Annotated in this window: 18 protein-coding genes and 1 riboswitch; of the genes, 16 read left to right on the top strand and 2 right to left on the bottom strand. The window is 70.8% G+C overall.

All coding sequences use genetic code 11. The annotated features are described in order from the left end of the window. Positions 1–31: 31 nt before the first annotated feature. Entirely contained in the window at positions 32–823 is a 792-nt protein-coding gene (locus C5E05_RS10590; RefSeq protein ID WP_219819522.1) for an alpha/beta hydrolase, read from the top strand. Between the two features lie 67 nt (positions 824–890). Next, on the top strand, positions 891–1784 hold the full coding sequence (locus tag C5E05_RS10585) for a LysR family transcriptional regulator (protein ID WP_104341905.1): 894 nt from the start codon (positions 891–893) through the stop codon (positions 1782–1784). A 31-nt stretch (positions 1785–1815) separates the two neighbouring features. On the opposite strand, the gene ppk2 is transcribed toward C5E05_RS10585, so the two are convergent. Then, positions 1816–2784, bottom strand: coding sequence for a polyphosphate kinase 2 (ppk2, locus tag C5E05_RS10580; protein WP_104341904.1), 969 nt, complete (start codon positions 2782–2784; stop codon positions 1816–1818). 444 nt (positions 2785–3228) lie between these two features. Here ppk2 and C5E05_RS10575 point away from each other — a divergent pair, with 444 nt between their 5' ends. The 14 genes from C5E05_RS10575 to C5E05_RS10510 all read left to right on the top strand — a co-directional run bounded on the left by C5E05_RS10575 (position 3229) and on the right by C5E05_RS10510 (position 13356). Then, entirely contained in the window at positions 3229–3690 is a 462-nt protein-coding gene (locus C5E05_RS10575) for an Asp23/Gls24 family envelope stress response protein (protein WP_104341903.1), read from the top strand. Beyond that, on the top strand, positions 3687–3887 hold the full coding sequence (locus C5E05_RS10570) for a DUF2273 domain-containing protein (RefSeq protein WP_104243617.1): 201 nt from the start codon (positions 3687–3689) through the stop codon (positions 3885–3887). Before C5E05_RS10575 ends, C5E05_RS10570 begins: the two co-directional genes overlap by 4 nt. Beyond that, a complete protein-coding gene (locus C5E05_RS10565; protein ID WP_104341902.1) occupies positions 3884–4264 on the top strand; it encodes a hypothetical protein in 381 nt (126 codons plus the stop codon). Before C5E05_RS10570 ends, C5E05_RS10565 begins: the two co-directional genes overlap by 4 nt. Then, positions 4261–4842 (top strand): DUF6286 domain-containing protein, encoded by a 582-nt coding sequence (locus tag C5E05_RS10560; RefSeq protein WP_104341901.1) that lies wholly within the window; start codon positions 4261–4263, stop codon positions 4840–4842. The genes C5E05_RS10565 and C5E05_RS10560 overlap by 4 nt, the downstream gene beginning before the upstream one ends. Beyond that, a complete protein-coding gene (locus tag C5E05_RS10555; protein WP_104341900.1) occupies positions 4839–5444 on the top strand; it encodes a hypothetical protein in 606 nt (201 codons plus the stop codon). The genes C5E05_RS10560 and C5E05_RS10555 overlap by 4 nt, the downstream gene beginning before the upstream one ends. A 64-nt stretch (positions 5445–5508) precedes the next feature. Further along, positions 5509–5682 (top strand): CsbD family protein, encoded by a 174-nt coding sequence (locus C5E05_RS10550; RefSeq protein ID WP_104305940.1) that lies wholly within the window; start codon positions 5509–5511, stop codon positions 5680–5682. 212 nt (positions 5683–5894) lie between these two features. After that, on the top strand, positions 5895–6455 hold the full coding sequence (locus C5E05_RS10545) for a recombinase family protein (protein ID WP_104305941.1): 561 nt from the start codon (positions 5895–5897) through the stop codon (positions 6453–6455). 318 nt (positions 6456–6773) lie between these two features. Then, positions 6774–7955, top strand: a complete 1182-nt coding sequence (locus tag C5E05_RS10540; RefSeq protein ID WP_219819521.1) for an MFS transporter — start codon at positions 6774–6776, stop codon at positions 7953–7955. 95 nt (positions 7956–8050) lie between these two features. Next, a complete protein-coding gene (locus C5E05_RS10535) occupies positions 8051–9313 on the top strand; it encodes a glycosyltransferase (protein ID WP_104341898.1) in 1263 nt (420 codons plus the stop codon). Next, positions 9306–10085: a PIG-L deacetylase family protein gene (locus C5E05_RS10530; RefSeq protein WP_104341897.1), complete on the top strand. Its 780-nt coding sequence runs from the start codon at positions 9306–9308 to the stop codon at positions 10083–10085. The genes C5E05_RS10535 and C5E05_RS10530 overlap by 8 nt, the downstream gene beginning before the upstream one ends. Before the next feature lie 85 nt (positions 10086–10170). Next, a riboswitch (FMN riboswitch) is annotated at positions 10171–10295 on the top strand. A 106-nt stretch (positions 10296–10401) separates the two neighbouring features. After that, positions 10402–11508, top strand: a complete 1107-nt coding sequence (ribD, locus tag C5E05_RS10525) for a bifunctional diaminohydroxyphosphoribosylaminopyrimidine deaminase/5-amino-6-(5-phosphoribosylamino)uracil reductase RibD (RefSeq protein ID WP_104341896.1) — start codon at positions 10402–10404, stop codon at positions 11506–11508. Continuing rightward, positions 11505–12200 carry a 3,4-dihydroxy-2-butanone-4-phosphate synthase gene (ribB, locus tag C5E05_RS10520; protein WP_104341895.1) on the top strand — a complete coding sequence of 232 codons (696 nt, stop codon included), beginning with the start codon at positions 11505–11507 and terminating at the stop codon, positions 12198–12200. Before ribD ends, ribB begins: the two co-directional genes overlap by 4 nt. Further along, a complete protein-coding gene (gene ribH / locus C5E05_RS10515; RefSeq protein WP_104243297.1) occupies positions 12197–12706 on the top strand; it encodes a 6,7-dimethyl-8-ribityllumazine synthase in 510 nt (169 codons plus the stop codon). Before ribB ends, ribH begins: the two co-directional genes overlap by 4 nt. A gap of 2 nt (positions 12707–12708) precedes the next feature. Further along, positions 12709–13356, top strand: coding sequence for a riboflavin synthase (locus tag C5E05_RS10510; protein ID WP_104341894.1), 648 nt, complete (start codon positions 12709–12711; stop codon positions 13354–13356). Between the two features lie 13 nt (positions 13357–13369). Here C5E05_RS10510 and C5E05_RS10505 read toward each other — a convergent pair whose 3' ends face one another. After that, positions 13370–13786 (bottom strand): low molecular weight phosphatase family protein, encoded by a 417-nt coding sequence (locus C5E05_RS10505; protein ID WP_104341893.1) that lies wholly within the window; start codon positions 13784–13786, stop codon positions 13370–13372. Positions 13787–13840: the final 54 nt, after the last annotated feature.

Here is a 13840-nt window from a genome sequence, read left to right as displayed (position 1 = left end):
CGAGCAGCGGACACCGGCGCACGCTCGCGTCGTGCGCGACATCATCTTCTCCGAGCCTCCCGGATTCCGGCCGCTCACCCTCGACCTGCACCTGCCGGAGGCGGAACGCCCACCCGTCATCGTGTTCGTGCATGGCGGCGGGTGGTTCCGGGGGAGTCGCCGCGTGTTCTGCCCGGGGCGCGCCGAGGCGGAGACGTTCGGGCGTCTGACCCGTGCGGGGTGGGCCGTCGCGTCGGTCGACTACCGGCTGAGCGGCGAGGCGAGGTTCCCGGCGCAGCTCGCCGATGTCGAAGCAGCGATCGGCTGGGTGCTCGACGAGGGCGCCGCGACGTTCGGCCTGGATGCCACGCGCGTCGCGCTCTGGGGCGAATCCGCTGGCGGGCACCTCGCAGCGCTCGCGGCCGCTGTGCCCGGCACGCCCGTGCGGGCGGTTGTCGACTGGTACGGACCGAGCGAGCTCGCGGCGATCCCGAAGCCCATCGGCGCGCCCGGTGCGCCAGTCCAGCCGAGCCGCGAGGAGCTGCTCATCGGCGGACCCCTCGCGGAGCACGGCGAGCTCACTGAAGCGGCGAGCCCGGTGCGCGCCGTGCACGCCGGGGTGCCGCCCTTCCTCCTGGCGCACGGAACCGACGACAGCATGGTGCCGAGCGAGCAGAGCCAGCTGCTGCGGGATGCACTCCACTCGGTGGGCGCGCACGTCGAACTGCAGCTCGTGGCAGGGGCCGACCACATGTGGCGTGGACTCGACGACCTCGAGACCGTCGTGGCTCCGGCCCTGCGGTTCCTTGCACTGCACGCGGGGCCGCCGGAGAGCGCGAGCTGACAGTGCCTCCCAGGGGGCCCGCTGCCGCCGCCGTATCCGGCGGCGCGCGCCCGTCTAGTCTCTGAACATGGACATCCCGATCCACGCCGTGCAGTACTTCTGCGTGCTCGCCGAGGAGCTGCATTTCGGTCGAGCCGCCGAGCGGATCCGCATCGCCACCCCCTCCCTGAGCCAGCAGATCGGCCGCCTCGAGCGGCAGCTGGGGTTCAGGCTGTTCGACCGCGAATCGCGCCCGCTGACGCTCACCTCGTTCGGGGTCGAGTTCCTGCCGCTCGCCAGGCGGCTCCGCGACGACCACCGGGAGATCCTCGAGTGGGCCCAGCGCCTCGCGAGCGAGCAGGCGGTGCCGCAGCTTCGGCTCGGCGTCGTAGCCTCCGCCACGGGCTCCCTTGCGGCGTCGGCGATCGCCTCGATGCTGCAGCGGGTTCCGGATGCGCGGCTCGAGATGCGCCGCACCGGCTTCTTCGAGGTCGTCCACGACCTCGTCAGCGACCGGGTCGACGTCGTGCTGGCGCCGTCGCCCGTCAGCGCGTCCGACGAGGTCACCTGTGAGCCCCTCTGGTCGGAGGGGCGCATGCTCGTGGTCCCAGCGGGGCACCGTCTGGCGGCCCGCTCGTCGGTCTCGATCCTGGAGACGAACGACGAGGTGTTCGTCGCGGCCTCTGCCGGACCGCAGGAGATCCTCGACTGGTGGGTGGTGAGCCCGCGGGCCGACGGGACGAGGATCGTGCCCGGCGCATCCGCCGACAGCATGGAGGGCCTGCTCGAGCTCGTCGCCGCGGGGGCTGGCGTGAACATCGCCGGGAGCTCCGCCGCCCACCACTACCAGCGCGACGACGTCGTGTTCGTGCCGATCGACGACATCGAGCCCGTCACCGTGATGATGTGCACGCTGCGCTCGAGCGACAACCCGCTCGTGCCCGTGTTTCGCGAGCTCATGCGAGGCCAGCTCTCGAACTGACCCGGCCCGGCCAAGCCGCGCGACGCCGGCCCTACTCGTCGGCCGTCTCCTGCTTGCCGCGCATCACGAGCAGCGGGTCCGGCTTCGTGACCACGTCGTGGTCCTTGCCCTCGTAGTCGAACTGGCCGAGCCAGAAGCGCATCGCGTTCAGGCGCGCACGCTTCTTGTCGTTGGAGCGGATGATCGTCCACGGCGCGTGCTTCTTGTCGGTGAGGCGGAACGTCTCCTCCTTCGCCGCCGTGTAGTCCTCCCAGCGGTCGAGCGAGGCGAGGTCCATGGGGGAGAGCTTCCACCGACGCACGGGGTCGAGCTGGCGGATGGCGAAGCGCGTGCGCTGCTCGGTGCGCGACACCGAGAACCAGAACTTCGTCACGTGGATGCCGGAGTCGACGAGCATCTTCTCGAACGCCGGTGCCTGCTGCATGAACTGCGTGTGCTCGTCATCGCTGCAGAACCCCATGACCCGTTCCACACCGGAGCGGTTGTACCAGGAGCGGTCGAACATCACGAGCTCGCCGTCCGTGGGGAGGTGCTGGATGTAGCGCTGGAAGAACCACTGCCCGCGCTCGCGGTCGCTGGGCTTCGCGAGGGCGACGACGCGCGCCTTGCGCGGGTTGAGGTGCTCCGTGAAGCGCTTGATGGTGCCGCCCTTGCCTGCCGCGTCGCGCCCCTCGAAGAGGATCACGGCGCGCTTGTCGTTGTCCTCCATCCAGTACTGGCACTTCAGCAGCTCCACCTGGAGGCGGTACTTCTCGCTCTCGTACTCGTCGCGGCTGAGGCGCTCCTCGTAGGGGTACCCCTCCTGCCACGTGTAGACGGGGTTGCCCTGCGGGTCGATGAGGTCGGGGTCGTTGGTGTGGCCGTCGCGCACCGAGTAGCCGAGCGAGCGCAGGTGCTCGATGTACTCGCGCAGGTCCTGGGGTTGGTCGATAGCCAAGCGTTCCTCCGGGGTCAGGTGCGGTGCATCCGCCGGCGTGCGGGGGAGCGGATGCGGCGCCATGATGCGCCGCCAATGCGAACGGCATGTGTACGGGCCTGCTGGCGGGAGTCCGCGGTCGACCTCCGGGCGCTGGCCGCTTGAGAATTCCCCGGGTGATCCATATCGAGAACCGGGGAATCGTGGTTCTGAATATCGGATCGGCGGCTTCGGAGACATTTCCGTCGACAGCCGGAATCAAACTGGTCCAACGAGGATGCGAGCAAGCTCAATCAGATGAAAATGCCCGATCAAGTCATCCTTTGACGCGTGGCTCGCGCCGCGGCGGGGGTGCCTTGTTCAGTTGCGCGCCCAGCGGGGCTTCCTATGATCCTGCTCGCGTCGACCGCTTCACTTCCTGCCGAGACGAGTTCAAACAATTTCGTGACGAATCACGGACCTGATGCGTCATACCCATACAGCCAGGCCGATGCACCAGCACCGGCCAGAGATCACAAGGAGAACCTCATGTCGAACACCACCCCCGCCACCGGAACCCCGGCCACCAGCCGCAAGGACCTCCAGTCCGCACAGGTCGACGGACACGGCAAGACCACGATCGATGACGGCGTCGTCGCGAAGGTCGCCGGCATCGCCGCCCGTGAAGCACACGGCGTCTACGACCTCGGTGGCGGCGCGGCCCGCGCGATCGGCGCCATCCGCAACGCCCTGAACGCCACCGACCAGGGCCAGGGCATCAGCGTCGAGGTCGGCGAGAAGCAGGTCGCCGTCGACGTGACCATCGTCGCCGACTACCCCGTCGCGCTGCAGGACGTCGCAGACGGTGTGCGCGCCGACGTGATCCGCGCCGTCGAGACGATCGTCGGCCTCGAGGTCACCGAGGTCAACGTGACCGTCAACGACGTCCACCTCCCCTCCGACGACAAGAACGAGGAGAAGGATGAGAAGGAAGAGGCGCGAGTCCAGTGAACACCGCATCCCTCACCCGAACCGGCATCCTCATCGGCGCAGTCCTCGCGCTCACCTGGATCATCCTCGGCTTCTGGGCGTTCTTCTTCGTCGCGATCGCGATGATCATCGGCGGCGTCATCGGACGCATCCTCGAAGGAAAGCTCGACGCCAGCGCCCTCGTCGACGTCATCCGAGGACGGAACACCTCCTCATGAGCATCGCCGCGACGACACACCACGGCGCGGCGCAGCGAGGCACAACACGACTCACCGCGAAGGCCCTGACTCGTGTCGCGTCAGCTGTCGCCGGTGACGCGCTCGGGGTCGACGCTGGCAGCGTCAGCGTCGACCTCGACGACCACAACGGCAAGCTCGCACTGCGACTCAGCACCCCCATCCGCGTGCCCTCGCTGGCTCGCATCCGCGAACAGCCGAGCTCCATCTCCCGCAGCGGCGGCCCGCTCCTCGAGCGAGTCGAGACTGCGAAGACCACCATCCGTGACCGCGTGCAGACCCTCAGCGGTTCGAGCATCAGCGCGGTCACCGTGCGTGTGACCGGGCTCGACATCAAACCAGAGGAGCGAGTCAGATGAGCAGCCACACGTCGCTCTACTCCCGCGTCTCCCGACGCGAGACGCACTCGCCTCGGTCGGCGCTCGCGATCGTCCTCGCCGTGCTGCTCATCGTCGTCGCAGCCTGGGTCGGCACCGAGGTGGTGCTCGCGCTCCTCGCCCTCCCGGCGCTCCTCGTGGCACCGGCTGACATGTTCACCTCCACGCTCGGGGTGCTCGAGCAGCCCGCCCAGTACGTCGGCCCAGCCGGCGTCATCGTGGCCATCATCGGGCTGATCCTGCTCATCGCAGGCCTCGCCCCCGGTCGCCGTTCCCGCCACGTCCTGCGCTCGTCGCGGACCGCAACCGTCGCGGACAACGCGGTCATCGCGTCCGCACTGGCCAGGCACGCGGCCCTCGCTGGCCACGTCAGCCCGGACAACGTCACCGTCTCGGTCTCGCACCGTCGCGCCGACGTCCACCTCGTGCCCGCCTCCGGTGTGCCGGTCGACGCCGCCTCCATCGAGGCGGCCGTCACCCGGCAGCTCGAGCAGTACGAGCTCAGCCCGCGTGTCACCGCCAAGGTGCGCGTCGCAGAGAACGGGAAGGTCGGCGCATGAACAGCACGAACCGAGGCCTGAACCGCCTCCTCATCGTTGTCACGGGGCTCCTTCTGCTCATCGTGGGCGCAGCTGCGGCACTCGGTGCCTGGCTGCCGGGAGCGAAGGACACCTGGACCCCGATCTCTGAAACGGTCACCACGCAGGTCGGGAGCTGGCTCCAGCAGACACCGTTCCCCGGCGCCGACTTCAGCTGGCTGATGATCGCCGTCGTCGCCGTCCTCGTGGTGGGCATCATCCTGCTCCTCGCCTTCGCCCTCCGACAGGGGCAGGGGCGGACGGGAACGCTCATCCACGACCGCAGCTCGGACACGGGACGCACTATCGTCGACGTGTCCGTCGCACGCGACGCCCTCGCTGACGCACTCGGCGAACGTGATGAGTTCCTCTCGACCAGCGTCTCGGCGTACTCGGTGAAGCGGGCCCCCATGCTCAAGGTCTCGGCGACCTGCCGACGTGGTGTCTCGCCCAGGGACGCGACGGCGATCGTCGAGCAGAACCTCGAGGCGCTGGATTCGCTCCTCGGCCAGAAGGTGCCGGTCCTGCTGCAGCTGAGCGGCGGATTCCGCGCCAAGGTGCAGCAGTCGACGCGCCTCCAGTAACCACGACTCCCCACCGCGGCACCCCGATTCCGAGGAACCGCACCCCCAACAGAAAGGAACTGCCATGAGCGCAGGAGACAAGATCAAGAACGCAGCAGAAGAGTTCGGCGGCAAGGCCAAGGAAGCCCTCGGCAAGGCCACCGACAACGACAAGCTCGTCGCCGAGGGCCAGGCCGACCAGGCCAAGGCCAACGTGAAGCAGGCGGGCGAAGACGTCAAGGACGCCTTCAAGAACTAGCTCTCACCAGCGCGAGAAGCGGCAGCCGTCCCTTCGGGGCGGCTGCCGCTTCTCGCTTCCGCGGCTGCAGACGACGGTCACGGGCTCGGGAGTGGGGCCGCAGGCGAGTCCCCAGGGCAGTGGAAGTTCATGGCTCGCCGTCGTCATGCCCCGGCGTCTCGGGTCGATCGGTAAAGTCGCGTCTTCGACGTTGGTTCCGCGACAGGAGAAGCGTGCCCAAACTCATCGGCTACGCCCGAGTCTCGACCCGACAACAGGGCGCCGACCGGCAGGAGGCGGACCTTCGAGCTGCCGGCGTCCGAACGGACGACCTCTACGTCGACCGTGCAGAGGCCACCGCTCGCGACACCTCCTCGGCCCTCGACGCCGCCCTGCGCGCGCTGAGCGGCGGAGACACCTTGGTCGTGCCGACGCTCGACCGGCTCGGGCGGTCCACCGGCGACCTGCTGCGGCTGGCCGCCGAGCTGCGCGCGGAGGGCGTCTCGCTGCGGGTGCTCGACCTCGACGGGGCAGAGGTGGACACGTCGACGCCTACGGGGTCGATGATGTTCACGGTCATGGCGGGGCTCGAGCGGATGGAGTCGGAGCTCACGCGTGAGCGAGTCCTGGACTCGGTCAGCCGGCGACGAGCGTCCCGAGTCGACGACGGCGGCAGCTCCCGGAAGCGCACCGACGGCCCCGCCCAGGCAGGCGGACAAGAACTGCCGGAGGTCGCGGGCGGAACGCACCCGCCTGCCCTGCACGGCCTCACCGTCCCGATCAAGCGACTCTGACCCAACGTCGCCGTGCCATCGAGCAGGGCGACGTCGCAGCGATGGGGCTGGGACCGCGGTCGCGATGCCGACGAGCGACCACCGCGTCGCGTCGACAGGGTGGGTAGTCTGCGTGGATGATCGGCTTCATCGTCGCCTTCGCCTGACGGTCCTGCGACCCACCCCTCGCAGTTCCCAGCACCGACCCGGGTGGGTTTCAGCGCGCCTTCTTCCGCGTGCTTTCCTGACGCAGGCCGCTTCGCTCATCTCTGGGGATGAGTGCGAAGCGAGATCTCATCGGAGTCTCCGTTGTCCCCTGAACGATCCTCATACACTTCCGTGCTGCGCACGCCGCACCTCTCACGCTCCTTCCTCGCCAGCGTCATCGGCCGCCTCTCGCTGGCAACCTCCGGGCTCGCGCTGATCCTCCTCCTGGAACAGTCGACGGGCTCGTTCGCGGTGGCCGGCATCGCAACTGCGACGCTCGGCGTCGCCAACGTCGTCGCGACACCATGGCGTGCGCGACTCATCGATCGACACGGACAGCGTCTCGTGGTGACGTCCCTCGGGCTCGTCCACGCCGCGTCCCTGCTCGCCGTCGGGGTGTTGTCGAGCGCAGGCCTGCCGACACTGCTGTTCCTCAGCGCGCTCGCCGGGGTGAGCGCCCCACCATTCGGCGCGGTCATGCGCGTGCTCTGGGCCGCAGCGCTCCCGGCTGGCCCCCAGCGCACTCGCGGATTCAGTCTCGACGCCCTCGCAGAGGAGGCGACGTTCGCCGTCGGCCCCTTGGCGGCTGCCGTCCTCGCCGTCGCCGCAGATCCGCTCTCGTCGCTGGTCGTCTCGGCAGGCTGCGTCGCCCTCGGGACGGCACTCTTCGTGACGAGCCCACGGTCACGAGCGCAGCGCGGATCACGTCAGGTGGAGGTCCCCGGCGCCCGGCCGGCGCTGCGTCCGCTGCGCTCCAAGGGCTTCCTGCCCATCGTGCTGGCGATGACGGCCCCGGGAGTGATGCTCGGCTGCGTCGAAGTCGCAGCCCCCGCAGTGGCCGCCGCCGCATCCAGCACGGTACTGGCAGGTGCGCTGCTCGCGGTGTTCGCGGGCACCAGCGCGATCGGCGGCTTGCTCTACGGCCGATGGGACCTCCGCGCGAGGCCGGAGCGTCAGCTGCTCGCGCTCACCCTGGCCCTTCTTGCGATCATCACTGTGACCGGGCTCCTCGGGGGCGTCGGCGTCGCGATCGTCGGCTTCGCGCTCAGCGGCCTCTTCCTGGCGCCGACCCTCATCGTCGGCTACCTCGCCGCGGACGCTCGCACCGACCCGCGAGCGCGAACCGAGGCGAGCAGCTGGATCAACACCGCCGTCAACCTCGGCGCAGCGCTCGGCGCGGCAGCATTCGGGGCGCTCACCGACCGCGTCGGCCCGGGCCCCGCCCTCGCGATCTCCGCAATCTGCACGCTCATCCTCATCTGCGCACCGCTGGCCCTGCACGACCGCCGATCTCGGCGACGGGCTGACGGATGACGGCGGCCCCATCGGAACGGCCGGACGCCACCCCGGTGCGTAACCGAGGGCATCCCGAATGGAAAAGTGGGGCCGCGGGGCCTACGGTCGGAGGCATGCCTGACGTCCTCTCCGATGAGCGCCCACTTCGTATCGCGTTTGTCGTGCTCCACACCTCCCCGCTCGACGAGCCGGGCACCAAGGATGCAGGTGGCATGAACGTCGTCGTGCTCGCCCAGGCCGAGGCGCTCGCCGCCCGCGGCCACCAGGTCGAGCTCATCACGCGACGCAGCGATCCAGACTCCGCACCCACCGTGCAGCTCGGCGAGAACCTGCGCCTCCACAACCTCGACGCCGGGCCGGCCCGCCTCATCGCGAAGGGGGAGCACGAGCACGTCATCCGCGAATTCCAGGATGCGCTCGCCACGCTCCTCGGAGAACTGCCCGTCGATGTGCTGCACGCCCAGCACTGGTTCTCGGGCGTCGCCGCCCTGCCCGTCGCCCGCGAGTTCGGGATCCCGATCGCGCAGAGCTTCCACTCCATCGCCGCGGACAGCTCCACGCCGCTCGCCGACGGGGAACGCGCCGAATCGCCTGGACGGCTCGCCGGCGAGGCGATGCTCGCGAAGTCCGTCGACGCGATCGTCGTCGTCAGCAGGGCCGAACGCGACACCGTCCTCTCGAGGCTCGGCGGCGACCCCGCGATCACGCACATCGTGCCGCCTGGCGTCGACGCCGACCTCTTCTTCCCCGCCTGGGATGCGCGGGCCGAGCTGGCTGCGCACGAGCAGCGACCCAGGCGTGCCCTGTCTGCCGGGCGCCTGCATCCGCTCAAGGGCTTCGACCTGGCCCTCGACGCGATCGCCGAGGTCGACGCCGACGTCCGCCCCGACTACGTGCTCGTGGGCGCCGCACCGCCGGATGCCGACGGCCGCGGATACGAGGCTCGCCTGCATGACGCCGTCGAGCAGCACGGGCTCGCCGACCATGTGCAGTACATCGGCTCGCTCAGCCGGCACGCGCTCGCAGCCCAGCTGCGCCTCGTGGACCTCGTGCTGATCCCCTCCCACTCCGAGACGTACGGTCTCGTCGCGCTCGAGGCCGCGGCATCCGGCGTGCCCGTCGTCGCCTCCGCAGCCGGCGGACTCCGCGAGGCTGTCGTCGACGGCGTCACCGGCATCCTGCTCGAGACGCGCGACCCCGCCGACTGGGCGGCCGCCATCGCGGGCATCCTCCGACAGTCCGAGGTCGCCGAGCGCATGAGCCGCGCCGCACGCGAGCACGCGCTCACCCACTCGTGGGACCTCAGCGCGGAAGGCCTCCTCTCGGTGTTCCGCGACCTCGTCGCTCACGCCCGGCCGGGTTCCGCGCGTGCCTGAGGGCGGCCACAGCCTGCTCGACTCGGTGCGCCACGCGCTGGTCGTGCACGCGCATCCCGACGACGAGGTGCTTGCCGGCGGCGCCCTGATCCGCGAGCTCCACGAACGCGGCGCACGAGTCACGCTCGTGACGTGCACGCGCGGCGAGCTCGGCGAGATCGTCGACGGCGCGCTGCCAGACGCCACGACCGTCGGAGAGCTCGCGGCCGTGCGGGAGCGGGAGCTGCGCGGCTCGCTCGACGCCCTCGGCATCGACGAGCACCGCTGGCTCGGCACCGCCCCCGCACGCGCCGAGGGCCTCGCACCCCGCGACTACCGTGATTCGGGGATGCGCTGGCTGCGGCCGGGCCTCGCGGGCCCCGCCGACGAGACTGACCTGCGGTCGCTGAGCGTCGCCCCGCTCGAGGAGGTCACCGCTGATCTCGCCGCCGCGATCGCCCATGACGGGCCGGACCTCGTCATCAGCTACGACGCGACCGGCGGGTACGGGCACCCCGACCATGTTCGGGCGCGGGAAGCGAGCCTCGCCGCATCGCGGGCAGCCGGTGTGCGATTCGCGGAGCTCGTCGAGCAGAGCGAGCGTGCCCTCGCGGCCGAGATCGGCGACCTCGAGTGGTTCGACCTCGAGCAGCACCGGGCCGCGGTCCTCGCCGCCCTCCGCAGCCACCGCACCCAGCTCACGGTCGACGACGAGGGCGCGTCGCTCGTGCACTCGGGCGGGCAGCGGCAGGACGTGCACCTCGCGATCGGTCTGCGCGAAGTGGTGGCGTAGCGAGGCCGTCCGCGCGGGCACCCGCCTGGGTGCGAGCTGTCCCACGACGTCACACGCCAAGCTTGCGGGCTTATGCTCGCCGTGCAACATGCTCCGGGGTCGGTGAAAGTCCGAACCGGCGGTGAGAGTCCGCGACCCGCTCGTCCGCGAGCGGTTGACCTGGTGGAATTCCGGGACCGACGGTTAAAGTCCGGATGGTAGGTGCATGGGAGGCGCTCGTTTCGGCGAGGGCCTCCGAGGCGTCGGCTGCCGGACTCTCCGGCTGCGCCGGCACCGGGACATGGCCCCGTGGTACGCGAAACGCGGAGGTCCGGCCATGCCGATCCAAGAACCCACACGCGTCGACACTGTCGACGCCGCCATGCAATTGGCGCTCTCCCTGGCGGCCCGAGGGCCAGCCCGAGATCCGAACCCACAGGTCGGGTGCGTCCTGCTCGCGCCGCCCTCCGGCGAGGGCGGCCCGCGCCGCATCCTGGGAAGCGGCCACCACCGCGGAGCGGGCACCCCGCACGCGGAGGCCGCCGCGCTCGACGCCGCGCGCGCAGCCGGGGCGGATGTGCGGGGTGCGACCGCCGTCGTGACCCTCGAGCCCTGCGCCCACAGCGGCAGGACGCCGTCGTGCGCCGACGCCCTCCTGCACGCAGGTGTCGCGGAGGTCGTCTACGCGGTCGCGGACCCGAACCCGATCGCATCCGGGGGAGCGGCGCGCCTTCGCGCGCACGGGGTGAGCGTGTCGATGGGCACCCGGCAGGTCGAGGCCGAGTCGCTCCTGCGGGTCTGGCTCGTCAATGTCACCGAGCGGCGGCCGTTCGTGACGCTCAAGCTCGCATCCACGCTCGACGGGAGGGTCGCCGCCGCCGACGGGTCGAGCCAGTGGATCACCTCCGAGGCCGCCAGGGCGCACGCGCACGGTCGGCGGGCCGAGGCCTGCGCGATCCTCGTCGGCACCGGAACGCAGCGCGCCGACGACCCATCGCTGTCGGTGCGGGGAATCGCCGCGACTGACGCGTCTCAGCCCCTGCGCGTCGTGATGGGGCTGCGCGAGGTCGAGGAGGGCGCCGCCGTGCGCGCGGAGCCGGAGCTGTTCGTGCACCTCCGCACGCACGACCCGGTCGACGCCCTCGAGGCCCTGCACGCGAGGGGCGTCCGCCACGTCATCGTCGAAGGCGGCCCGACCATCGCGGCGGCCTTCCTGCGCGCCGGACTCGTCGACGAGATCGACGCCTACGTCGCGCCCATCCTGCTGGGCGACGGGGCGAGCTCCGTCGCGTCGCTCGACATCGGGAGCCTCCGGGACGCGAACAGGTGGACCACCGACTCCGTGCATCCGCTGGGCGTCGACACGCTCATCCGGCTCGTCCGGGGCCCCGAATCACCCGCCGTTCACGTCCCCGGCGCTGCACCCGTGGGAGTCGCAGCATGAACGCTGAACTGCTCCGGGCACTCGAGGCGCTGCGGGCGGGACGCCCCGTGCTCGTCGCCGACGCCTCCTCACGCGAGAACGAGGTCGACGCGATCCTCGCGGCGAACACCGCCACCCCCGAGTGGATGGGCTGGATCATCCGCCATTCCTCCGGGCTCCTCTGCGCGCCCCTCCCGGCGGCGCTCGCCGACCGGCTCAGCCTGCCCATCATGGTGGAACGCAGCGAGGACGCGCGCGGCACCGCCTACACGGTCACGGTCGACGCGGCCGAGGGGGTGACGACGGGCATCTCGGCAACCGACCGGGCAACGACCGTCCGCGCCCTCGCCGAAGCGGATGCGCGCGCGAGCGATCTCATCCGGCCGGGCCACGTGCTGCCCCTGCGCGCCGTGGATGGCGGAGTGCTCGAGCGTCCGGGGCACACCGAGGCGGCCGTCGACCTGGTGCGCCTCGCTGGCACCGGCGAGGTGGGCGTCATCGCCGAGCTCGTGCGGGACGACGGCGAGATGCTGTCGTTCGGCGAGGCGCTCGAGCTCGCGGCAGCCACCGACCTGGTGCTGCTGCACGTCGACGACCTCGTGCGCCACCGCAGGGAGCATCCGGGCTTCCCCGCAATGCCCACGCAGGAAGAACCTCAGGACCACAGCCAGCAGCGCGCCGCCAAGGCGCACGGAAGAGGAGAACGACGATGAGCGGACACGGAGCACCGACAGTGCAGGCAGACGGGCGCGGCATGCGAGTCGTCGTCGTCGCGGCCGAGTGGCACGAGACGGCAATGGACGCGCTGCTCGACGGCGCCCAGCGCGCACTCGCCGATGCCGGCGTCACCGACGTCCAGGTCGTGCGGGTTCCCGGCTCCTTCGAGCTGCCCGTCGCGGCGAGCCGCATCGCCATGAGCAGGCCGGACGCGATCGTCGCGCTCGGCGTGGTCATCCGTGGCGGCACCCCGCACTTCGATTACGTGTGCACGGCCGCGACCAACGGCCTCACCGACGTGGCCGTGCGCACGGGCATCCCGGTCGGCTTCGGGGTGCTCACGTGCGACGACGAAGCCCAGGTGCAGGCCCGCATCGGCCTGCCGGGGAGCTTCGAGGACAAGGGGGCGGATGCGGCACTCGCCGCCATCGCCACCGCGAGCGCGCTCCGGGAATGGCCCGCGAGCCAGCCGGCAGGCCTGCCCACGAGCGGACGGGGCTGACCGTGTTCACGGGCATCATCGAAGAGCTCGGTCGGATCTCGAGCATCGAACGGCATGACACGGACGCGCGCCTCACGCTGCGCGCCCCGCTCAGCGTCAGCGACGCGAGGATCGGCGACTCCATCTCGGTGGACGGCGTCTGCCTCACCGTCGCCGAGCTGCTCGACGATGGCTTCACCGCGGACGTCATGGGGGAGACGCTGCGCGCCTCCGCGCTCGGCGACCGGGCCGAGGGCGATCCGGTGAACCTCGAACGCGCCATGCGCCTCGGGGATCGCCTCGGTGGCCACATCGTGCAGGGGCACATCGACACGACCAGCGAGGTGCTGGAGGTGGAGCGCTTCGACGCGTGGCGGCGCATCCGCTTCGCCATCGACCCAGCGCACGCGAGGCTGCTCGTCGACAAGGGGTCGGTCGCCGTGTCGGGTGTCTCGCTGACGGTCAGCGCGGTCAGTGCCGTCAACGGCGTCGACGCGGTCGGCTCAGGCGGGAGCGCAACCGCAGATGGCTCGCCCTGGTTCGAGGTGTCGCTCATCCCCGAGACGCTCGCCGCGACGACCCTCGGCGACCTTGGCGTCGGGGACCGGGTGAACGTCGAGACCGACATCCTCGCGCGCCACGTGGCGCGGCTCGCGAGCTTCGCGGGCTGAAGGAACAGACCCCTCAGGCGTCGCGGAGCCGCTCGTGCAGCTCCGCGACGCGGGCGCGGATGTCGTCTCGCACGAGGCGCATCCGCTCCATGCCGACGATGCCGCGCGTGGAAGGCTCGTCGGTGATCCACCGCTCGACCGGCACGCTCGTGTCCTCGGGCAGCTGCGCCTCGTCGCCGAGGATCACGACGAGGTCGGCGCCGGCGAGCATCGACGGCGTGAGCGGCTTCGGATGCTCGTCGCCGATGTCGATCCCGAGCTCGGCAAGCGACTCGACCGACTCGACGTTGAGCGCCCCGCCTGGGGAGGTGCCGGCCGAGGAGACCTCGACCGTCTCGTCGGCGATCGCCCGCAGGAGGGCAGCCGCGAGCTGCGACTTGCCGCCGTTCTTCTTGCAGACGAAGACGACGCTCGTGGGGGTGGGGCTCATGCTGATCCGTTCGTCGAGGGTAGCTATGCAGCTCATCATCGACGATACGGATGA

The sequence above is a fragment of the Pseudoclavibacter sp. AY1H1 genome, assembly GCF_002931055.1.
Lineage (GTDB): Bacteria > Actinomycetota > Actinomycetes > Actinomycetales > Microbacteriaceae > Pseudoclavibacter.
This window is presented reverse-complemented; position numbering and strand designations above follow the sequence as displayed.